Consider the following 21,071-nt stretch of genomic DNA (forward strand, 5'->3'; position numbering starts at 1 on the left):
ATCCCGGAGGGCGTCGTTGCTCGTACGTGCTGGGGTCAGCCGCCCGGCGACGGTGAGCCCGACGGTGCCGTGGTCGGCGTGGCAGCGGACGGCGACCCCGCTGCCTGTTCGAAGGCCGCGGTCGCCTCATCCAACGCCTGCAACGCCCGGCCGTAGCGCTCGAAGTCGCCGGATTCCTGCGCGGCCCGGAGCTCCACGATCGCCTCCTGAACCCGCTGGGCCGCCGCCGCCACATCGCCCGTGAGCGGGGGTGGGGTAACGCTCGGAGTCGGCGTCGCGGTCGGGGTCGGGCCCGGGCTTGGGGGCGTCTCGTCGTCGGAGGGTGGCGGCGATGGTGCGCCGGCCTCTTCACCCTGCTCGACGAGCTGTTTGATGCCGTCGGTGAGGTTGTCGGCCAGGACGACGAACGAGCCACCGTCGCCGTAGGAGAGGAGCACCTTCTGCAACAGGGGATATGCCTGCTGTTGGTTGCTCTTCACGTAAACCGGCTCGACGTAGAGCATGCCGTTGCCGAACGGCAGGGAGAGCAGGTTGCCGTACTGGACCTGCGCCTGGTTCGACGAGAGCAGGTTCAGCTGCTGCCGAATCTGGGCGTTGTTGGTCATCTGCTGGTGCACCTGCACCGGGCCGGAGATCCGCGTGTCTTCCGGCAACTCGTACACCTCAAGCCGCGGCTTGCCGTCCACGTACGAGCCAGACATCAGCGCCGCGAGGTTCTGCCGTCGGTTCGGCGTCACCGCCGAAGTGAGCTGGAACCGCGGTTCCTCCTGCCCCGGCATCTGGGTGAAGAGGTAGTACGGGGGCTGCTTCTGACCGCTGTCCGGCGCGTCCGGCACGTTCGGCACCTGCCAGAAGTCCTGCCCGGAGTAGAAGTCACCGGGGTTGGTCACGTGGAACCGGGTGTACACGTTCCGCTGCACCTTGAACAGGTCAGCCGGGTAGCGGAAGTGGGCGCTCAGCTCCGTCGGAATCTCCGTCTTCGGCTTGATCAGGTCGCCGCCGAAGGCCTTGTTCCACGCCCGGAGTACCGGGTCAGCGTCGTCGAACTCGTAGAGGGTGACCGTGCCGTCGTACGCGTCGACCGTCGCCTTCACCGAGTTCCGGATGTAGTTGATGTTTTCCCGGGCCTGCTGGAAGGTGCCCCGGTTGGTGAGCTCGTCGGTGGTCTCAGTCTGGAGGTTGATCCGCTCGGCGTAAGGGTAGGTCGCGGCGGTGGTGTAGCCGTCGATAATCCACGTCACCCGGCCATCGATCACCGCCGGATACGGGTCGCCGTCCACGGTGAGGAACGGCGCGACCTTCTCCACCCGCTCCCGGGGGTTACGAACGTAGAGCAGCTTCGAGTTCTCGTTGACCGCCTCGGAGAGCAGGAAGTTCGACTCCTGCTCCTTGATCGCGTAGAGCAGCCGGCGACCGAACGAGCCGACGTCAACGCCGCCCGAGCCGGTGTAGGTGTAGTAGGACTCGGATCCGTCCTCGCCGACCGGCCGGTCGAACTCGGCGGGGCTGGCCTCCGGGTTCGTCTTACCGACGATGGCATAGTCGCCGGCCTCCATCCGCTCGCCGTAGTAGATCCGCGGCTGGCTGGCCGGAATCTGGTCAACCTGTGCCGCGCACCCCTCCTGCGACCGCTCCCCGAGGAAGCCGGAGACGAAGTACGGCTGGCCACCGCAGACCACCCGGTTCGCCGGGGCCGCGACCAGACCGTACCCATGGGTGTAGACGGTGTGCCGGTTGATCCAGTTGCTCTGCTGCGTGGTCAGCTCGCCATAGTTGATCTCACGTACCCCGACCACGTAGTCCTGGGTCTCCCCGTCGACGGTGTAGCGGTCGATGTCGAGCTTGGGGCCGAAGTCGTAGAAGCCGCGGACCTGTTGAAGCTGCGTGTACGTCTCGCTGACCAGCTGTGGGTCCAGCAGTCGGGCGTTGGGCACCACCGCGGTGTCGGTGGCGAGACTCGCCGGTGGTTGCAAATTGCTCGCCGCGTATCGCGTGGAATCGGCCTCGCCCAGACTGAAGGCCGCCCGAGTCGCCTCGATGCTGCGCTCGATGTACCGCGCCTCCTTGTCCCGGGCGCTCGGCTTGACCTCGAAGGTCTGCACCGCCCACGGGTAGATGCCGCCGATGGCGACCGCGGAGACCCCGAGCAGGGCCAGCGAGATGCCCGGCCAGACCAGGTTCCGCATCCAGGCGTTGGAGAAGACGAGGACCGCGATCGCCACGACGACCGAGATGTAGGCGAGGATCTCCTTCGCCGGAAGCAACGCGTTGATGTCGGCGTAACCGGCACCGTAGACGTTGGCGCCATCGTTGTACTCCAGCAGCATCGTCCGCCGGTCGAGCACGTACGCGACGGCCTTGAGCAGCACGAAGAGCGCGATCAAACTACTCAGGTGAGCCCGCGCCGCGGTGCTCATCCGGTCCCCCACGCCCTGGAGCCGGATCCCGCCGAAGACATAGTGCACCGCGAGCGCCCCCAGCAGGGCCAACACCACGGCGGTGAAGGCGACCCCGAGCAGATAGCGCCAGAACGGCAGGTCGAAGACGTAGAAGCCGATGTCCACCCCGAACTCCGGGTCCTTGACTCCGAAGTCCCCACCGTTGCGGAACAGCAGCCACTCGCTCCACCGGCCCTGCGCGGACAGCCCCGCGAAGAGTCCGACCACGACGGCGACCACCGTGAACCAGATGCCGAGCCGAGGGCTGAGCAGCATCCGGTACCGCTCCAGGGTGGCCTGCTCCGGCGACTGCGGTCGCAGCCGGGGCCGCAGGCGATGCGCCAGCCAAAGGTTGCCACCGACGACGGCCGCCATGGCCAGGCCGACCACGAGGAAGAGCAGCAGCCGGGTGACGAGCACCCCGCTGAAGACCGCGGTGTAGTCGACCTCGCCGAACCAGAGCCAGTCGGTCCAGGCCTGCACCCCCCAGCCGAGCAGGGTGAAGAGCACGAACACCCCGACCAGGACACCAATCGTGACGCGTCCGCGTCGGCTCATCCTCGGCATGGGGGTGCTGCTACGCATAACCACTGTTGGCTCCGCACGTTCGATTGATCGGCTCCGACCAGGCCACCAGAGTACGGGGTCTTCCCAAACCTGTCGTCCGCGGTCACGCCGTGTGCCGGCGGTTGGGTCAGCAACGGGCCGGTTCGCCCCCTGCTCGCAGCTCCTCGAGGGCGGTCAACGCGTCGTCCAGCGTCGCCACCTTGAGCAGCGGCAGGTCCGGCTGAGGGTTGCCGACCGCCTCGGCGCAGTTCTCGGCCGGGACCAGGAAGGCGGTGGCGCCGGCCTCCTTGGCGCCGACCAGTTTCTGGGGGATGCCGCCGATCGGGCCGACCCGGCCCACGTCATCGATCGTGCCGGTGCCCGCGATGATCTGCCCACCGGTCAGATCCTCCGGGGTCAGCTTGTCGATGATGCCGAGGGCGAACATGAGCCCGGCGCTCGGGCCACCGATGTCCGTCAGGTCGATCGTCAGCGTGAACGGGTGCGGCTGCTGCTGCTCGATCCCGATCCCGATCCGGGGCTTGCCGTCCCGCTCCTGGGTCGTGATCCGCGCCGTCGCAGGGGTCCCGTCGCGGGTGTAGCCGACCTCCAGGACGGTGCCGGCCGGCTCGGCCTGGATCAACTCGGTCAGCCGGACGGCCACCGGGACCGGCTCACCGTCAACGGAGGTCACCACGTCGCCCGGACGGAGCAGACCGGCCGAGGGCCCGTCCGCGGCAACCGTCTTGACCTTGACCATCACCGGGAATCCGAGCTCGCGCAGGGCGACTGTCTCCGCACTGGACTGGGAGGCCTCGAAGTCCTCCGCGTTGCGTTCCTCGACCTCTTCGCGGCTCTCCCCCGGCGGGTACACCAGTTCCCGCGGTACCACCGCCTCGTCGTCGGAGAACCAACCCTGGATGGCTCCGCGCAGCTTGACCGAGGGCTGCACCCCCACCGTGGTCAACCGCAGCTCCCCCGCCGAGGTGAAGGTCTCCCGGTCCTCGACCTGAATGACCTCCTTGTCGTCCTCGACGCCCAGCGTGTTGACGGTGGGGCCGGGACCCAGCACCACGTACGGAATGGGCGCCGCGAGCACACCGATGCCGAGCAGGGCAACAAAAATGGCACCGAGCAGGACGGTGATGCCGCGACGTCTCATGCGGCAGAGCGTACCGACCGGGTGCGCTGGCCCCGGCGGACCTGCCAGGACTTCACCGTTGACGCGACGCCAGCCGACGCGACCTGGGGCGCGGCGCGCGTACCGTAGACCCCGTGCCTGATATTCCGTTCGGTTTCGCGCTCCCCGGTGGCCAGCCACCAGACCCCAACGACCCCGCGCAGATGCAGCAGTTCATGTCCCAGCTGCAGCACCTGCTCGCCGCGCCCGGCAGTGGACCGGTGAACTGGGACCTGGCCCGCCAGGTGGCGGCGAGCCAGCTCAGCGCCGGTGGCGATCCGGCTGTCTCGCCGTACGAGCGCAACGCGGTGGAGGAGGCGCTGCGCCTGGCCGACCTCTGGTTGGAGTCGGGCTCGGCGCTCCCGTCGGGCATCCGCGCCTCGGTGGCGTGGAACCGGAATGAGTGGATCTACAAAACCCTCGACGTCTGGCGCAAGTTGTGTGACCCGGTGGCCAGCCGGATGGTCGGCGCCATGGGCGACCTGGTGCCGCCGGAGGCGCGGGCCCAGCTCGGCCCGATGCAGTCGATGGTGGCCACCCTCGGCGGGGCCCTCTTCGGGGGCCAGCTGGGCCAGGCCCTCGGCTCGCTCGCCGCCGAGGTGCTCTCCGCCGGCGACATCGGGCTGCCGCTCGGCCCGGCCGGCACGGCGGCACTCGTCCCAGCCAACATCCGCGACTACGGTGCCGGGCTGGAACTGCCGGAGGACGAGGTACGCCTCTACGTGGCCCTGCGCGAGGCCGCCCATCAGCGCCTCTTCGAGCACGTGCCGTGGCTGCGCGGACACGTGCTCAACGCGGTGGAGATGTACGCCTCGGGCATCCGGGTCAACCGCGAGGCGATCGAGGAGGCGATGGGTCGGGTCGACCCGACCGACCCGGAGTCGATGCAGGCGATCGCGCTGGAGGGGATCTTCACCCCGGAGGACAACCCGGCCCAGAAGGCGTCGCTGGCCCGGCTGGAGACGGCCCTCGCGCTCGTCGAGGGTTGGGTCTGCCACGTGGTTGACAGCGCGGCCGGGGAGCGGTTGCCCAACGTCGTCCGGCTCGGGGAGGCGTTCCGGCGGCGGCGGGCCGCCGGAGGTCCGGCCGAGCAGACCTTCGCCGCCCTGGTCGGCCTGGAGCTTCGGCCGCGGCGGCTGCGCGAGGCGGCGGCGCTCTGGGCGGCCCTCACCGAGCACCGGGGGATCGCCGGTCGGGATGCGCTCTGGGGTCACCCCGACCTGCTGCCCTCCGACGACGACTTCGCCGACCCGGTGGCTTTCGCCCAGGCCCGGCTCGATGCGGACGAGTTGGAGAGCTTCGACTTCAGCGCGCCGGGTGGCCCGCCGGAGAAGGCTCCCGGGGAGCCCGACGGGGAGGACCCACCCACCGCCAGCTGACGCCTCGGCCCCGCCGGGGTCAGCGCAGGATGCCGGCGGCGGCGAGCAGGGCGCGGGTGGCGTCCCAGCCGGCCAGGGCGGGGTCAAGTCGGGCCAGGTCGGCCGGGCCGCGCAGCCGATGCCACCCCGCGGTGATGGCGAGGTCGCCGGGGTGCGGCGCCGCCGCGCGCACCGCGGCGGGCACCGCCCGATCCAGGTCCAGCGCCGGCAGCCACTCCGGTAGGGGCAGTCGGGCCGCCGCACCGAGCAGGCCGGTGTCGGCACCCGCCACCGGGGCCACGGCCATCGGTCGGGTGGTGAGCGGCCGGAGCAGCTTGCCGATGGTCAACCCCGGCAGGTCCGGGGCGTCCCCGGCGACCACGGCCACCTGGTCGTATCCGTGCCCGGCCCCGGCATGGTTGACGCTGGCCGGCCGGCTCGGCTGGGCGGTCCGCCCGCAGCTGGCGAGGACGGCCGCAACGGTGGGGCGCGGGAGCTGGTAGACGGTGGTGCCGGGCCAGACCACGGCGTCGGCCAGCCACCGGTCGGTCTCGGCCACGGCAACGGCGGTCTCCACCTCGTTCAACGTGGCGAGGAGGTCAACCACATCCTCGGCGAGCGCCGTCCGCCATTCAGTTGGGTCGATCTCCGGTGGGGTCCAGGAAACCGGCGCGAGTAGGGCAACCACCAACCGTCGTACCACGGCACCGACCCTACGCCCCGCCGCCAGGGGTCAGGAGGAGGAGACGGCCGCGACGCCCTCCAGGTAGCCGCGGGCCCGCTCGGTCTTCGGGTACCGCCCGACGAGCTGCCAGAACCGGGCGTTGTGACTCGGGACGATCAGGTGGGCCAGCTCATGCAACAGGACATAGTCGATCACCCAGTCCGGCATGTCCTGCAGCCGGTGGGAGATGCGAATCGTCCGATCGGCTGGGGTGCATGAGCCCCAACGGCCGGTCTGATTGGTCACCCAGCGGACGCTGGCCGGGATCGCGTCACGCCCATGGTCGGCCAGGTAGAGGGCGATCAGCCGAGTGGCGCGGGCGAGCAGTTCGTCGTCGGATCGGACCAGCCGGCCCTCCCGGGCAGCGAGCCGGGCAAGCATTCGGTCCACCCACTCGCTCTCCTCAGCTCGGGAGAACTGGTCTGGGATCAGGACGACGACCCGCTCGCCGTCGCGGTACGCGGACACCGTGCGTCGGCGGCGCTGGCTGCGCCGCACCTCGACCACCGGCTTCCGCGGTGCCGCCATCAGCCGGCCGCGCCGCCTCGGATTCCTGCCACGAGGAAAAGTTACTTCGTGGTGGCTAGGGGTCCGCAAGGGTCAACCCGCGACACGCGCCCGAAAAATAAGCGTTGGTCGCCAGGAGTCCCGAAAATTTTCCGCGTTAGAGTGCTCGGGAAATAGCCCGAAGGCAAGCCCCCGCACCAGGTGATCACGTTGGTTCCCGTCACCTGTGGGCACCCTGCGCCGTTTTTCAGGGCATCCGTCCGGCGTGTCCCCACCAAACTCACTTATCCAAGCGTATTCGCCGTGCACACTCTCGTCGTCAACTTGCTCACAGTGTCGATGAGGAGTTGACATGGAACCCCCCAGTCCTGGGTAGGGTCCGCGGACCAGTGGTCACGCCTGTGACCACGACGGAAGGCCTAGCGCCGGCGCCCTCATGGCCCGCCGCTGGAACCCCGCCGGATGAGCGTTCGCCGGTGGACGAGACGAGGAGGCACCCGTGGCCGACCAGGCCCAGACTTACAACGGCTACTGCGTCAAGTGCAAGGAGAAGCGAGACTTCGAGGGGCGCGTCGAGGTTTCCAAGACCGGGATGAACATGGCCAAGGGCAAGTGTCCGGTGTGCGGCACAACAGTGAACCGCATTCTGGGTAAAGCGAAGGTCTAACGCCTTTCTGGGTGGTGGAAGGGCGATCCTTCCACCACCCAGCCAATGTCGGTTGCCGGACAGGCGGGTCCGTGGCCTGTGGAGAACCCGGCACTACCTGTGGAAAACCCCGGGCCGGACTCCGCGTACCTGTGGACAACGTTCGACGGAAAGCTCAGACACGATCACCATTCGTACTCATGAGCCTTACCGCCCTGCCCCGGCCAACCCTGCTGCCCGGTCTCACCCGCCTCTGGCGGGACCGACACACGTTGCAACTGGGTGTCGATCCGAGCCGCGCCGTCCTGCTGGAACTGGCCAACCCCCGCACCGCCCGCCTCCTCGACCTACTCGACGGCGCGCACAGCGAGCGGCACGTCCTGGACCAGGCCAACCGAATCGAGGTGGGGCGGGACGCGGCCCGCACCCTGCTCGAGGCGCTCCGCACCGCCGGCCTGGTCGTACCCGCGCACACCCTCCTACCCCGCGACCTGACCGGTCCGCCACGGACCCGGCTCGCCGCCGAGGCCGGCGCCCTCGCCCTGGCCAACCAGCGCAGCGCCGGCACGCCCGCACAGGTCTTGCGCCGCCGTCGCACGGCACGGGTGCTGGTAACCGGCGCCGGTCGCCTCGGCGCTCCCGTCGCCGTCGCCCTAGCCCAGGCCGGGGTCGGGCACGTGCAGCCACGCCTGGCCGGCCCGGTGGCGCCAGCGGACCTCGTCGGCACCGGAATACCCGCCGCCGACCTCGGCCAACCACTCACCGACGCTGTCCGGGACACCCTCGGCCGCACCGCCCCCGGCACCGCCACCGGCCCGCTCCGACCCGGCCGGATCGACCTCGTGCTTCAGTGCGGTACGGACCGCCCGGCACCCCTGCTCGCCGCCGCCCACCACCAACGTCGGCAGGTACATCTGCTGCTCGACCTCCGGGAGGGCGTGCCGGTCGTCGGCCCGCTGGTCCGGCCACCGATCGGTCCCTGCCTGAACTGCCTCGACCTGCATCGAAGGGAGCGCGACCCGAGCTGGCCGACGCTCGCCGCCCAGCTCGCCAGCGGCACGCCGGAGTGGGCCTGCGCGACGACAACGCTGCTCGCCGCCGTGGCGTACGCCACCAGCGAAGCCCTGGGCCACCTCGACGGCGGTGTCCCGGCCACCGTCAGCGGTTCCGTCGAGGTCACCGCCGATGGCCGGCTACGTCGCCGGCATTGGGCACCCCACCCCTCCTGCACCTGCTCCGGTCGCGGATCGTGAGGCGCCGCGCGCGCCTTCGCGGTCGGTCACAATAGCCAGGTGACCGAAATCCCGCGCCGGGCCGTCTCCCGGACCGCCAAGCTCGCCACCCTGCCGCTAGGCTTCGCTGGCCGGACCGTCCTCGGTGTGGGCAAGCGCGTCACCGGGCTCGCCTCTGACGTGATCTCCGCGGAGATCCAGCAACGTACCGCCGAACAGCTCTTCAGCGTCCTCGGGCAGCTCAAAGGCGGCGCGATGAAGTTCGGCCAAGCGCTGTCGGTCTTCGAGGCGGCGCTGCCCGAGGAGATGGCCGCCCCCTACCGACAGGCGCTGACCAAACTCCAGGAGGCCGCTCCGCCGCTGCCCGCCGCCTCCGTACACCGGGTGCTCTCCGAGCAACTCGGCCCGGACTGGCGGGACCGGTTCGTGGAGTTCGACGACACGCCGGTCGCCGCCGCCAGCATCGGGCAGGTACACCGCGCGCAGTGGCGGGAGCCGGGCTACGACGCGACCGGCGCGCCGAACACCCGTGACGTGGCGATCAAAATTCAGTACCCCGGCGCGGGGGAGGCCCTGCTCACCGACCTCAAACAGCTCTCCCGGCTCGGTGGAATGTTCCGGGCGATCCAGCCGGGGCTGGACATCAAACCACTCCTCACCGAGCTCCGGGAACGCATCACCGAGGAGCTCGACTACGAACTGGAGGCCGAGTCGCAGCGCGCCTTCGCCACGGCGTACGCGGACGACCCGGAGATCTACATCCCGGCCGTGGTCGCCGCGTCACCTCGGGTCCTGGTGACCGGGTGGGTCGAGGGAACGCCGCTGTCGCAGATCATCCGGGAGGGCTCCGAACAAGAACGGGACGAGACCGGCCGGTTGATGGCCACCCTGCACCTCTCCGCGCCGATGCGGGCCGGGCTGCTCCACGCCGACCCGCATCCGGGCAACTTCCGGTTGCTGGCCGACGGCCGGCTCGGGGTGGTGGACTTCGGCGCGGTGGCCCGGCTGCCCGAGGGGACCCCCGAGCCGATCGGCCGCATCGCCGGACTGGCCCTGCGGGGAGATGCCGAAGAGGTGATGGCCGGCCTGCGTGACGAGGGCTTCGTCAGCAACAGCGCGGCGATCGACGGGCCGGCGCTGTTGGACTTCCTCCAACCGATGCTGGCGCCGGTCGCCGCCGAGGAGTTCCGGTTCACCCGGGCCTGGCTACGGGCTGAGGCGGCCCGGCTGGCCAACCCTCGCTCGCCCGCCTACCAACTCAGCCGACACCTCAACCTGCCCCCGTCGTACCTACTGATCCACCGGGTCACGCTCGGCTCGATCGGGGTGCTCTGCCAGCTGGAGGCGAAGGCGCCGTACCGGGGAATCCTGGAGCGCTGGCTACCCGGCTTCGCCCCGATAGCGTGATGCGGTGACGGGCGCATCCGGCGGTAGCCGAACGCGCCCGTCCCAGCGGTGTTAGGCAACGGGCCCGCTCCCCACTGAAAGGGGAAGCGGGCCCGCTGTCTAACCGATGCCCAACTCGCGCGCCGACCGCGTGCGAGCGGCCATGGCGACGGTACGGGCGGAACGATAAGCCTCAGTGCTCGTGGTGGTGCGACCGGCCTGAGGCCGGAGCATTCGGGCCCTCGACAACACTTCGTTCAGTAATTGCAGTTCGAAACTGTCCGATTGCTTGAGCATCCTCGTCAACTTTCTCGTGGCCAGTGCGAACACCGGCGAAGGGTGGAACAGATCGGGTGGTTGTCAGGCCGCCAGCCGGACCGCGTCGCGCCGGGCCAAACCACTGGCCTCCAGTCGCGCCTCAGCCTCGACCCGGAGCGTGACGTCTCGGGCAACATCTTCCTTACGGGGACGGCCTCGGGGCCGCTTCCGCGGGACCACCGCGCCACGCTCGAAGATCTCGCCACCCCAGACGCCCCAGGGCTCAGCTCGCTCCACCGCGCCGGCAAGACACTCGACGCGCAGCGGGCAATCCCCGCAGAGCGACTTGGCCACCTCAAGCTCGGAGGGCGAGTCAGAGAACCACAGGTCGGGGTCGAACTTCCGGCAGGGCAGGTTCGCCTCCAACTCGACGTTCAGGTCGAGTGGGGCCAACGCCAGACTCATCGCCCGGTCACCTCTCTCTCACTTTTCGATCTCTTGGATCGCATTTCCGACATACTTCGACGGGACAAAAACTAAGGCCGCGGATCCCGGTATGCGGGTTCCGCGGCCTCAAGGTGAGCCGGTGGTCTGGATCAGACCGGTCTACCTCGAGGTGGAACACCGCGGACGTCCATGCGCCGCTTGGCGCTATCAACGCCCTTGCCCGTGAAACCACTGGTGCCCTGAGTGCCGCATGGCGCCAGCGCGAGAATCAGCTCGGCCTGGTTCTCGACCTGGTGCGTCTGCGGAACCAACGGTCGCGCAGCGGTGCGGGCCACCTGGACGGCCGACATCGGAGCGACGGCAGCGGGGGACACCAACGGACGCGCGTTGTTGTAGATCTCCATTGGGGCCACCTCCCTGACTTCTCTCGTGCCGACCGAATCACGCCCGTGAGCAGCCCGAATGCCGCCGCTCGCGAGGTATGCCCCGAGGCTATGCCGCGCCCGGGGGCGAGGGCAAACGAATTTACGGCAAGATTTCGGAAGTTTTCTCTGGGCAGACTTCGTCCACCGTCGCGCCGGCCACCAAGGCAAGCACCGCCTCCCCGTAGAGCCCCAGCTTGCGGGCCCCGATCCCCGCGATCGCGGTGAGGTCGCGGGGCTGCTGCGGGCGCCGCTCCGCCAACGCGACCAAGGTCGCGTCGGTGAACACCACATAGTCCGGTACCCGCTGGCCGCCGGCCACCCGACGCCGCCACTCAACCAGCCGCCCGTGCAGCTCCTTGTCCAGGTCAGACGGACAGGCGGTGCACCGGCCCAGCTTGCGCTCCGCGCCGGCAAGCAGCGTCGTACCGCAGACCCGGCAGGAGACGATCTGGGTACGCCGACGTTCGGCCCGCCGTACCCCGCTCGCACCGGTACGCCCACTGGTGCCGGAAGAGTCCAGCCGGGGCAGGAAGCGACAGGGCCGCCGGGGACGCCCACCCGGTGAGCGGGCTGAGGCGTACGACAGCCAGAGCCACTCCCGCGCCCGGGTGACGCCCACGTAGAGCAGCCGGCGCTCCTCCTCCACCTGCTCCGGTGTCTTCGCGTAGGTGGTGGGCAGGGTGCCCTCGGCGAGGCCGACCAGGAAGACGGCGTCCCACTCCAGACCCTTCGCCGAGTGCAGGGAGGCGAGGGTAACGCCCTCGACCGTCGGCACGTGCTGCGCGGCGGCCCGCCGGGCCAGCTCGTCGGTGAAGTCGGCCAACGTGGCCGGCCGCTCGACCGCGGCAGCCGGCCCGATCGGCAGCACCGGGGCGCTGGCCGCGTACTCCTCGGCGAGTTGAACCAGAGCAGCGAGGGCCGCCCACCGTTCCCGGGCGGCGCCACCAGCCGGCGGCGCATCCGGTGCCCACCCGACCGCGGCCAGCGCCTCGACCACGGCCGCCGGCAGCGGGGTGTCACCGGGAAGGGAGCGGGTGGCGGCGCGCAGCGCGACCATCGCCTGTCGTACCTCGGTGCGCTCGAAGAACCGCTCCGCACCCTGCACCTGGTACGGCACCTCGGCCTCGGTCAGCGCCTCCTCGTACGCCTCGGACTGCGCGTTGGTCCGGAACAGCACGGCGATCTCCCGGGCCGGAGTACCGGCGTCCACCAGGGCACGGCAGCGGGCGGCGACGGCGGCGGCCTCGGCCGGCTCGTCGGTAAAGATCCTCAACTCGGGCTCGGGGCCCGGCGGGCGCTGGCCGACCAGCTCCAGCCGAAGCCGCGCCTCAGTGCCCCGCGCCGGCGCGATGACCGAGTTGGCCAGCCCGACCACCTGGGGGGTGGAGCGGTAGTCGCGCACCAGGCGGACCACCGTCGCGCCCCGGTGCCGGCGGGGGAAGTCAACCAGGTAGGACGAGGTCGCGCCGGTGAACGAGTAGATCGTCTGACTCGCGTCACCCACCACCGTCAGGTCGTCTCCACCGCCGAGCCACGCCTCCAGCAGCCGCTGTTGCAGCGGGTTGACGTCCTGGTACTCGTCGACGACGAAGTGCCGGTACTGGGCGCGTACCTGGTCGGCCACGTCCGGGTGCTCTTCGATTCCCCAGATCGCGGCGCGCAGCATGTCCTCGAAATCGATCACTCCGCCGGCGCGTTTGACCTTCTCGTACGCGGCGAAGACATCGGCCACCTTCGCCGGCTCGTACGGGGTGTCCCGCAGCGCCCGGGCGGCCGCGACCACGTACTCCCCGGGCTCGACCAGGGACGACTTCGCCCACTCGATCTCGCCCGCGAGGTCCCGCACACCGGTCCGGTCGGAGCGGATCCCGACCTTCGCCGCGGCGAGGGTGACCAGCCGGACCTTACTGTCCAGCAGCTCGGGCATCGCCCGGCCGGCGAGCAGCCGGGGCGCGAAGTAACGCACCTGACGCAGCGCCGCGGCGTGGAAGGTACGCGCCTGCACACCCGGCACCCCGAGCGTGGTGAGTCGGCTGCGCAGCTCGGCGGCGGCCCGCGCGGTGAAGGTGACCGCGAGCAGGTGCCGGGGCAGGATCTCCCCGGTCAACGTCCGGTGCGCGATCCGGGAGGTGACCGCCCGGGTCTTCCCGGTGCCGGCGCCGGCTAGGACGCAGACCGGGCCGGCCGGGGCGGTTACCGCCGCCCGCTGCTCTGGGTCGAGGCCGGCGAGCACCCGGTCGGACGCTGAGTGGGACACCACAGCGAGGAATTGTTCCAGCCGCTTCCAACGTTGGGGTAGTTAGCCCGGCTTGAATCACGACCAACCCCTTGGAGGTCTGCCGATGTTGACGATGTACTCCACGCCCTGGTGCGGCTACTGCCACCGGCTGAAGTCACAGCTGGACCGGGAGGGCATCGGGTACGAGGTGGTCGACATCGAGCAGGAGCCGTCGGCCGCCGAGTTCGTGATGAGCGTCAACGGCGGCAACCAGACCGTGCCGACGCTGCGCTTCGCGGACGGCAGCGCGCTGACCAACCCCACTATCCGTCAGGTCAAGGAGCACCTGTCGGAGATCTCCGCCTGACCGGTGCGGGCCCGTTGGGCGCCGGCTGGGCCGACCGGCTCAACCGGCGCCCGCCCCAGAGGTAGCCGCTGGCCAGTAGGGTGACCAGGCCCACCGCCACGAAGAGCACCCGGTAGTCGACGATGCCGACGAGCAGTGCGCCGCCCCCGATCGAGATGGCCCGCGGGCCGCTGATCACCGCCTCGGCGCCGGCGGCGACCCGGCCGATCAGCGGTGCCGGCGTACGCCGCTGGATCAGCGTGTGCAGGCCGACCATGGTGAGCGGCAGCGACACCCCGGCCAGCAGGAGGGCGGCGCAGCCCAGCCAGAGGTTGGGGTAGGCGAGCGTCAGCGCGGCCGACCCGAACAGCGCCACCCCCACGGCGAGCGCGCCGACCTCTCCCACCCGCCGGATCACGCCGGAGGAGACCAGGCCACCAGCGAGGCCACCGACTCCCTGCACGGTCACGAGCACTCCCACGAACGCCGCGTCGCGGCGAAGGCCGTGGTCAACGTAGGCGAAGATCAGGGACTCGCTGAAGCCCATCACCAGCGAACCGAGACCGTAGCCGAGCAGTGCCCGGCGCAGCGCCGGCTCGTCGGCCAGGTACCGCAGGCCCGCGCCGAGCTCGGCCGACCAGCGCAACGGGCGGCGCGGTCGCCGCGCCGGGCCAAACGGCCGGGGGCAGCCCCGGGGGCAGCAGCCGCACCCAGCCGCTCCGGCCGGTCGGTCGCAGCGGCTACACCCCGGTCGCGACCGGGGCGACTCGGTGACTCGGAGCAGGCCCACCAGCACTGCCGCAGCCACGAAGCCGACGATCGCCACACCGGCCAGCAGTCCGCCGCCGACGGCGGTGTAGAGGGCGGCCCCCGCCAGCGGGCCGAGCAACCGCAGTCCCTGCCGCACCGTCTGGAGCACGCCGTTCGCGTCGGCCAGCAACTCTGCCGGCACCAGGTGCCGCAGGAGGCCGCTGAGCGCCGCGCTGAGGGTGATGTACGACAGGCCGTAGAAGATGGCGACCAGGTAGATGAGCCAGAGGTCGGTACGGTCTCCGACGGCGAACAACGGAGTGAGTAGGGCGGCCGTAACCAGGTTGGCGGCCACGAACAGGGGCTTGCGCGGATACCGGTCGACGACCCAGCCGACCAGGGGTGCCAGCGTCATCGGGGCGATGATCGCGAAGATGGTGGCCCCGGCCAGTCCACTCGACCCGGTCAGTTCCTTGACCCAGATGGCGAGCGCGAGCAACAAGATCGACTCGGCGGTCATGCTGGCCACCAGGCCACCGAAGAGCAGCCGGAAATCCGGGCGGCGCAGGACGGTACGCATCTGCCCTCCGTCAGAAGTGGTACACGGTGTGCCGCCTTTGGTCGAGACACGCCCCCGCCAGAACCTCCAGCGCCGGCCGCGTCGTTCCATACTGAGGGTTAGGGGCGAATTCAGAGAGTTACCGTCGCATCTACGACGGTCTACGGAAAAGAGGACACGTGCCTCCAGTCGCACCCAGCCCTATCCTGCGGCGCCGCAGGTTGGGCTTCGAATTGCGCCGGCTGCGCGAGACCACCGGCCTCACCGGGGACCAGGTGGTCGAGCGGGTCGGTTGGGCCTCCGCCTCCAAACTGTCTCGCCTGGAGAATGGCCGCAGCCGGCCAGACCCGCAGGATGTCCGCGCACTGCTCGATCTCTACCGGGTGGACGTCACACTTCGGGACGAGTTGCTGACCATCACCGGTGAGGCCGGCGACATCCGTGGCTGGCTTCGGAACTACCCGGTCATGACCCCGCAGCAGCGTGGCTTCGCCGAGTTGGAGGCGGGCTGTGTGGAGATCTCGGAGTACCACCCGCTGCTCGTACCGGGACTACTTCAGACGGCCGGTTACGCCCGCATTCGCATCGCCTCCGCCCGGGATGTCGACGAAGCGGCTGGCGAGCCGGATGGCACCGAGGACATCGAGACCGAGGTGGGCGCCCGGCTGGCCCGCCAGTCGCTGCTTACCCGGGGACCGGACGCACCCCGCTACACGGCCGTACTCGAGGAGACGGCGCTCGGAGGCCGCGCCGGGCCGGCCGACGTGCTCCGGGAACAGCTCGGGCAGCTCTACGAGTTGGCCAAGCTGCCCAACGTCACGCTGCATGTGTTGCCTCGGGACACCCAGGCGAGCGGTTGGTACCTGCCGCCGACGGCGTTCTCCCTCTACCGGTTCACCGACCCGCAGGATCCCGAGACCCTGGCGATCGAAAGCGGGTTCCTGAATACCATGTCAACCGAGGCAAAAATCCTAAATCGCTATAAAGTGGTCTTTGAGTGGTTATGCACGGCAGCACTCCCCGCATCGGAGACTCTCTCCTGGCTGAATCAGGCCAGGAGACAGCCATTCGAGGCAGCACCCTCGTCGGCATCGGCGTTCGGGGCGGCAACACCGCCGGCCCAGCGTCGCCGGCGCCCCGGGCGATTGACGGAACGCTGACCCACCGGCACCCAGCGTCGGTCCGTGCGGGCACTACTCGTCCATCGGCCGGTTCACACAGGAGTGCAACCATGAACAAAATCCACGACACGCCGACCGCCTGCCCCGACCTGGCGCGGGTAGCGTGGCGAAAGAGCACCCGCAGCCAGACCTCAAACTGCGTGGAGGTAGCGCCGATGCCAGCCACGGTGGCCCTCCGGGACAGCAAGGACCGGGGCGGTCCGGTGCTGCTGTTCGACCGAGGTGAGTGGCAGAGCTTCCTGGCCGCGGCCAAGGAAGGCCAGCTCGACCGGATCTGACCCGCCTCCGTCGGGGCCGCCGGTGCGTAGCCACACCGGCGGCCCCGCGTCGTCTTCGGACGCCGGGCGACGGTCAAGTCCGGCACCCGGCCCGGCGCCCCTCGGCCGATCGGCCAGTCTGCCGGCCGATCGCCGCATATCGGTTGCCAGGCCCGCTACGCGGCGTAGCATGACCCGCAGTGACGTGGAACTTCCACTCCGTTCCCAATCGTCGCGGCACCCATCCGGAGACCGACATGCGGTTCCTGATCGTTCGCACCGATGTCCGCGCGGCGGCTGACGTGGACCTCACCACCGCCTGGGCCGACGGCGGCCGGCTGCGCGACGAGACCGTCGCGCCCGAGCCACGCCGGCAGGTCGTCCACGCCGACGACCGCGAAGCCGCACTCCTGCTCGCCCGGGCTCTCGCCGCGGTCGGCGCGGTCCGTGCCGGCCGGCAACGGGTCAAGGTGCTCCCGCTCGACGAACCCCCGTCCGCCTGGCCGAGCTGGCCGGACGACGGAGGCGGCTGAGCGGATACCCGTCCGTCGGAACCGGCCCGGCTCCCCCGCCGTACTCCTCGCCCCAGCCGGTCTCGACGGCACGGTCCCCGGCCCGTGACCGTCGCGGCAACGGCGGTCGCGGGCCGGGACCACGTTCGGAACCAACCACCCACCCCGGTTACGTCCTCCCGTGACCGCCCGGCGACGCCCACCGCAACCGCCGGCGACGCCCACCGCAACCGCCGGCGGCGCCCGCCGTCAACAGTGGCCGTCGAGCCAGTAGCGCAGCAGGAAGGACGCGATCGAAGACGACGGTGGCAGGACCAGCCGAGCCTCCTGGACGGCAACGCTCTGCCCGTCCAGCGCCGCGCTGACCTCGGCCCGGGTGAACCAGCGGGCCGCCGTGATCTCCGCCGGGTCGACCCGCACCGGATGCCGCGGGTCGGCCACCGCCTGAAAACCCAGCATCAACGAACCGGGGAACGGCCAGGCCTGGCTACCCACGTACGTGATGTCCGTGACCGGGACGTCCACCTCCTCGCGTACCTCGCGCAGCACCGCCGCCTCGGCCGACTCCCCGGGCTCCACGTAGCCGGCGAGGCAGGAGAAGCGCAGCTCACCCGGCACCCGCGGCCAGGCGGCATTGTTGCCCAACAGGCAGCGCCCAGCCCGACCGGACTCCCCGTCGTGCACCAGGACGATCATCGCCGGATCGGTCCGCGGCCACATCCGCTCCCCCGCCGGGGCGACCCGGGACCAACCGGCCTCATCCATCGTGGTGGCCTGCCCGGTCCGCGGGGAGTACCGGTGCCCGCGGTGCCAGTTGAGCAGGGCCAGACCCGTGGTGAGCAGGCCCGCGTCCCGGTCGGTGAGCAGGTGGCCGACCTCCAACAGGTGCGCCGCGCGGGCGCCGGGGAGCACCGGCAGGGGCGCGTCCACCGTAAACACTGGTACGCCATCGGACTCAACACCGAGGAAGATCGCCCGGGCAGCTGCCTCCTCCGGCACCTCCTCCGGGTCAACTAACACCAACACCGGCGACTCCGGACCGGCGGACACCAACGCCCGCCCCGCGTTGTCGCTGTCCAACACGAGCACCCGGCACCGCCCCCAGGCCCGACCCAACCAGTCGGGATCGGTACGCCGGTGCGCGGCCCGGTCCAGGGTGGAGCGGGCCAGCGCCGGGGCCGGTCCACCGTCCGTCACGGAACCGCCGGTTCAGTCACAACCTCGGCGAGCGTCCCCAACTGCCCGGCGACCCGCTGCGCATCCCCCAGCACGACGGTGACCGCCCGGGCCGGGGCGAGGTATCGGGCCGCCGCGTCGGCGACCTCAGCCACCGTCGCCCTCGCCAGCCGAGCCGCGTGTTCGGCCAGAAAGTCCAGACGCAGGCCGCTACTGGCGTACGCGCTGGTCAGCGCCGCCAGCCCGGCCTGGGTGGAGATGCCGAGCTGAAGCGTGCCGAGAGCGTACTGACGGGCCTGCTCCAGCTCCTCCGCGCCCGGTGCAACGCAGGCCAGCCGACCCAGCTCGTACTGGGTCTCCAGCAACGCCGCCCCGGTCACCTCGGTGGCCACCTCGGCGGCGGCGAGCAGGACCGACCCGGCGACCGAGTGCTCGACCAACGAGTACGGTCCGTACGTGTAGCCCTTCTCCTCGCGAATGTTCTCCACCCACCGGGACGAGAAGTAACCTCCGAAGATCAGGTTCGCGAGTTGCAGGGCGGCGTGGTCGGGGTCGGTGCGCGGCACCGCCGGCAGCGCGATCCGCAGCGACGACTGGACCGATTCGGGGCGGTCAACGAGGAGCAGCGGCCCCGGTTCCAACGGCGGCGTGGCCGGTAGCCCGACAACCTGACCGGCGCCATTCCACCCGCCGAGCGCCTGCTCGGCCGCGTCCAACGCCCGTTCCGGCTGAACATCGCCGACCAGCACCAGGATCGCACCGTTCGGATGCACCCGCTGGTCATGCAGCTTCCGCAGCACGCTCGGACGCACCGCGCGGACCTGATCCGGAGTCGGTGTCTGCACCGCGTACGGGTGCCGGCCGTAGATCCGCTTGAGCAGGGCGGTACGGGCCAGGTGCCCCGGCTGGCACTGGGCCAGCTGGATCCGGTCGACCAGCCGGTCCCGCTCGGTGGCGACCTCGTCGGCCGGGTAGGCCGCCGCGGTCAGCACCCCGGCCAACAGCTCCAACATCCGGTCCAGGCCGGTCGCCAAGCCCGCGCCGGAGAGCATCAACCGGTCTGGGTCAACCCCGGCGGAGAGCCCGCCACCGACCTTCTGCAACTCCGCGGCGATCTGCACCCCGGTCAGCGTCGTCGTACCGGAGAGCAGGGTCTCTGCGAGCATCGCGGCCCGGGCTGGATGCACCTGTCCGAACGGTATCCCGAGTCGCACCTCGACCAGGGGCACCGCGGGCCGACGGACCGCGATCACGGTGAGACCGTTGCCGAGCCTCCGCTCGGCCTGCTTCGGCAGCTTCAGTTTCCGGGTCGGCCCGAGCGGCGGCAGGACGCGCGAGGCGGTCGTCATCGCGGCGCTCACTGCTCCGCCCCCGCGAGCACCTCGACGGTGGCCCGACGCTGGGGGCGCAGGGTGGCGGCAGCGGTACGGACCGACTCCTCGGTGACCTCGCCGACCAGGCGGGGTAGCTCGTTGAGCAGACCGGGCTCACCGCGTTGCTGCTCCAGAACGGCCATCCGTAGGGCCCGCCCCAGCACCGCGTCCGTGTCGCGCAACAGGTGCGTGGCCATCCGCGCTTGGGTACGGGCCAGCTCACCGTCGGCCAGCCCGTCGGTGGCCAGCCGGTCCAACTCCTCATCCACCGTCTGCAGCACCTTGTCCACGTCACCGTCGGGTGGCAGGTGCGCCTGGAGCAGGAGGGCCGTCGGATCGCGGACGTCGAACGGGTCCCCCATGAAGCCCAGGTAGCCGCCGACGCCGGTCACCGACCGGTCCCGCTGGACCAGCCGTTCGACCAACCGGGCGGCGTCCCCGTCGGTGAGCACCTCGGCGAGCACCGCGTACGGGAGGTAGCCGACGAAGTCACCGATCGGGTCCGGCACCCGCCAGGCCGAGGCGACCGCCGGCAGTGGGGCCAGTCGATCGGTGTACGACACCCGCCGCTCGGCGGTCAGGTCCGGCTCGGCGAAGCTCGGCCGGACCGGAGCCGGACGGGCCGGCACATCGCCGAAGTGCCGCTCGACCAGCTCGACCGCCTCGGCTACGTCGATGTCGCCGCTGACCGCGAGTACCGCGTTGCCGCTGGCGTAGTACTTCTGGAAGAAGTCGGCGGCGTCGGCCACCGTGGCCGACTCGAGGTCGGTGAAGGACCCGTAGCCGTCGTGCGCGTTGGGGAAGGTGTCGAAGAGCACCGGTGGCAGGGTGAGCCACGGAAACCCGCCGTACGGCCGGTTGAGCACGTTGACCCGAATCTCCTCCTTGACCACGTCGACCTGGTTGCGCAGATTCTCCTCGGTCAACCGGGGGCCGCGCATCCGGTCCGCCTCAAGGAAGAGGGCTCGTTCGAGGGCGTTGCCCGGCAACGTCTCGTAGTAGTCGGTGTAGTCCAGGTGGGTGGAGCCGTTGAAGGTGCCGCCCGCCCCCTGTACGTGCCGGAAGTGGGCCAGCTTCTCCAGATTCTCCGAACCCTGGAACATCAGATGTTCGAAGAGGTGCGCGAAGCCGGTGCGCCCCTCCGGCTCGGAGCGAATACCGACGTCGTAGACGACTGCCACCCCGATCACCGGGGCGCTGCGGTCCGGGGTGAGCACCACCCGCAGACCATTGTCGAGTGTGAATCGCTCGACGGGGTACCTCGTTGCTGGAATCGTCGCTCTGCGGGTGGTCGACACGCGTCGACCCTAACCCGTCCGCGCGGACGCACCGATGGCCTCCCGCCGCACTCAGCCCACGGTCGCTGTCGGTTCCGGGCTGCGCAGCTCAACCGGGGCCGCGGGCGCGGCCTTGTCCGGCACGGCGTGCCACGGGCTGAAGACGACGATCAGTGCGAGCAGTACCCCGACCCCGGCGACGACCGCCACCAGCAGCAGTTCCCGTACCGCGTCCAGGCCGCTTTGCCCCGTCATGCATACCCCTTCCACCCTGA

20 protein-coding genes are annotated in these 21,071 nt (G+C 70.5%); 8 read left to right on the forward strand and 12 right to left on the reverse strand.

The annotated features are described in order from the left end of the window. Positions 1-35: 35 nt before the first annotated feature. Together SALPAC2_RS0111860 and SALPAC2_RS0111865 are read right to left on the reverse strand one after the other, a co-directional pair. On the reverse strand, positions 36-3,023 hold the full coding sequence (locus SALPAC2_RS0111860; protein WP_080636909.1) for a UPF0182 family membrane protein: 2,988 nt from the start codon (positions 3,021-3,023) through the stop codon (positions 36-38). A gap of 109 nt (positions 3,024-3,132) precedes the next feature. Next, on the reverse strand, positions 3,133-4,146 hold the full coding sequence (locus SALPAC2_RS0111865; RefSeq protein WP_018216874.1) for a YlbL family protein: 1,014 nt from the start codon (positions 4,144-4,146) through the stop codon (positions 3,133-3,135). A gap of 182 nt (positions 4,147-4,328) precedes the next feature. Here SALPAC2_RS0111865 and SALPAC2_RS24720 point away from each other — a divergent pair, with 182 nt between their 5' ends. Further along, positions 4,329-5,543, forward strand: a complete 1,215-nt coding sequence (locus SALPAC2_RS24720; RefSeq protein ID WP_018216875.1) for a zinc-dependent metalloprotease — start codon at positions 4,329-4,331, stop codon at positions 5,541-5,543. A gap of 19 nt (positions 5,544-5,562) precedes the next feature. On the opposite strand, the gene SALPAC2_RS0111875 is transcribed toward SALPAC2_RS24720, so the two are convergent. Continuing rightward, positions 5,563-6,225 (reverse strand): hypothetical protein, encoded by a 663-nt coding sequence (locus SALPAC2_RS0111875; RefSeq protein ID WP_018216876.1) that lies wholly within the window; start codon positions 6,223-6,225, stop codon positions 5,563-5,565. A gap of 30 nt (positions 6,226-6,255) precedes the next feature. After that, complete coding sequence (locus SALPAC2_RS0111880; protein ID WP_018216877.1) at positions 6,256-6,774, reverse strand: M48 metallopeptidase family protein; 519 nt, start codon at positions 6,772-6,774, stop codon at positions 6,256-6,258. 478 nt (positions 6,775-7,252) lie between these two features. On the opposite strand from SALPAC2_RS0111880, the gene SALPAC2_RS27535 reads away from it, so the two are divergent. From SALPAC2_RS27535 to SALPAC2_RS0111895, 3 genes are all read left to right on the forward strand, one after another. After that, positions 7,253-7,420, forward strand: coding sequence for a DUF5679 domain-containing protein (locus SALPAC2_RS27535; RefSeq protein WP_012014940.1), 168 nt, complete (start codon positions 7,253-7,255; stop codon positions 7,418-7,420). Positions 7,421-7,599: 179 nt separating this feature from the next. Continuing rightward, complete coding sequence (locus SALPAC2_RS0111890; RefSeq protein ID WP_018216878.1) at positions 7,600-8,652, forward strand: hypothetical protein; 1,053 nt, start codon at positions 7,600-7,602, stop codon at positions 8,650-8,652. Positions 8,653-8,691: 39 nt separating this feature from the next. Next, positions 8,692-10,038 (forward strand): ABC1 kinase family protein, encoded by a 1,347-nt coding sequence (locus tag SALPAC2_RS0111895; protein ID WP_018216879.1) that lies wholly within the window; start codon positions 8,692-8,694, stop codon positions 10,036-10,038. A gap of 339 nt (positions 10,039-10,377) precedes the next feature. On the opposite strand, the gene SALPAC2_RS0111900 is transcribed toward SALPAC2_RS0111895, so the two are convergent. The 3 genes from SALPAC2_RS0111900 to SALPAC2_RS0111910 form a co-directional block, all read right to left on the reverse strand. Continuing rightward, a complete protein-coding gene (locus tag SALPAC2_RS0111900; protein ID WP_018216880.1) occupies positions 10,378-10,740 on the reverse strand; it encodes a WhiB family transcriptional regulator in 363 nt (120 codons plus the stop codon). A 131-nt stretch (positions 10,741-10,871) separates the two neighbouring features. Further along, positions 10,872-11,126, reverse strand: coding sequence for a hypothetical protein (locus SALPAC2_RS0111905; protein ID WP_018216881.1), 255 nt, complete (start codon positions 11,124-11,126; stop codon positions 10,872-10,874). 121 nt (positions 11,127-11,247) lie between these two features. Then, positions 11,248-13,407, reverse strand: coding sequence for an ATP-dependent DNA helicase UvrD2 (locus tag SALPAC2_RS0111910; protein ID WP_018216882.1), 2,160 nt, complete (start codon positions 13,405-13,407; stop codon positions 11,248-11,250). A gap of 82 nt (positions 13,408-13,489) precedes the next feature. On the opposite strand from SALPAC2_RS0111910, the gene SALPAC2_RS0111915 reads away from it, so the two are divergent. Then, positions 13,490-13,732, forward strand: coding sequence for a mycoredoxin (locus SALPAC2_RS0111915; RefSeq protein WP_018216883.1), 243 nt, complete (start codon positions 13,490-13,492; stop codon positions 13,730-13,732). Here the strand turns inward: SALPAC2_RS0111915 and SALPAC2_RS0111920 are convergent. After that, positions 13,701-15,041 (reverse strand): MFS transporter, encoded by a 1,341-nt coding sequence (locus tag SALPAC2_RS0111920; RefSeq protein WP_018216884.1) that lies wholly within the window; start codon positions 15,039-15,041, stop codon positions 13,701-13,703. The genes SALPAC2_RS0111915 and SALPAC2_RS0111920 overlap by 32 nt on opposite strands. A 158-nt stretch (positions 15,042-15,199) precedes the next feature. Here SALPAC2_RS0111920 and SALPAC2_RS0111925 point away from each other — a divergent pair, with 158 nt between their 5' ends. The 3 genes from SALPAC2_RS0111925 to SALPAC2_RS0111935 all read left to right on the forward strand — a co-directional run bounded on the left by SALPAC2_RS0111925 (position 15,200) and on the right by SALPAC2_RS0111935 (position 16,991). Next, on the forward strand, positions 15,200-16,180 hold the full coding sequence (locus SALPAC2_RS0111925) for a helix-turn-helix domain-containing protein (RefSeq protein ID WP_026184657.1): 981 nt from the start codon (positions 15,200-15,202) through the stop codon (positions 16,178-16,180). 71 nt (positions 16,181-16,251) lie between these two features. Then, on the forward strand, positions 16,252-16,479 hold the full coding sequence (locus SALPAC2_RS0111930; protein WP_018216886.1) for a DUF397 domain-containing protein: 228 nt from the start codon (positions 16,252-16,254) through the stop codon (positions 16,477-16,479). A gap of 236 nt (positions 16,480-16,715) precedes the next feature. Next, the gene (locus SALPAC2_RS0111935) at positions 16,716-16,991 is read left to right on the forward strand and encodes a hypothetical protein (RefSeq protein ID WP_018216887.1); all 276 of its coding nucleotides are present in this window, start codon (positions 16,716-16,718) and stop codon (positions 16,989-16,991) included. 228 nt (positions 16,992-17,219) lie between these two features. Here SALPAC2_RS0111935 and nudC read toward each other — a convergent pair whose 3' ends face one another. Genes nudC through SALPAC2_RS0111955 form a run of 4 tightly spaced genes read right to left on the reverse strand, consistent with a single transcriptional unit; the run spans position 17,220 to position 21,051 of the window. Then, positions 17,220-18,167 (reverse strand): NAD(+) diphosphatase, encoded by a 948-nt coding sequence (nudC, locus tag SALPAC2_RS0111940; protein ID WP_018216888.1) that lies wholly within the window; start codon positions 18,165-18,167, stop codon positions 17,220-17,222. Beyond that, entirely contained in the window at positions 18,164-19,507 is a 1,344-nt protein-coding gene (locus tag SALPAC2_RS0111945; protein ID WP_018216889.1) for a M16 family metallopeptidase, read from the reverse strand. The genes nudC and SALPAC2_RS0111945 overlap by 4 nt, the downstream gene beginning before the upstream one ends. Further along, the gene (locus tag SALPAC2_RS0111950) at positions 19,504-20,817 is read right to left on the reverse strand and encodes a M16 family metallopeptidase (protein WP_026184658.1); all 1,314 of its coding nucleotides are present in this window, start codon (positions 20,815-20,817) and stop codon (positions 19,504-19,506) included. Before SALPAC2_RS0111950 ends, SALPAC2_RS0111945 begins: the two co-directional genes overlap by 4 nt. A 51-nt stretch (positions 20,818-20,868) precedes the next feature. Continuing rightward, positions 20,869-21,051, reverse strand: a complete 183-nt coding sequence (locus tag SALPAC2_RS0111955; protein WP_018216891.1) for a hypothetical protein — start codon at positions 21,049-21,051, stop codon at positions 20,869-20,871. Positions 21,052-21,071: the final 20 nt, after the last annotated feature.

The organism is Salinispora vitiensis (assembly GCF_000378825.1).
In the GTDB taxonomy this organism is placed as follows: Bacteria; Actinomycetota; Actinomycetes; order Mycobacteriales; family Micromonosporaceae; genus Micromonospora; species Micromonospora vitiensis.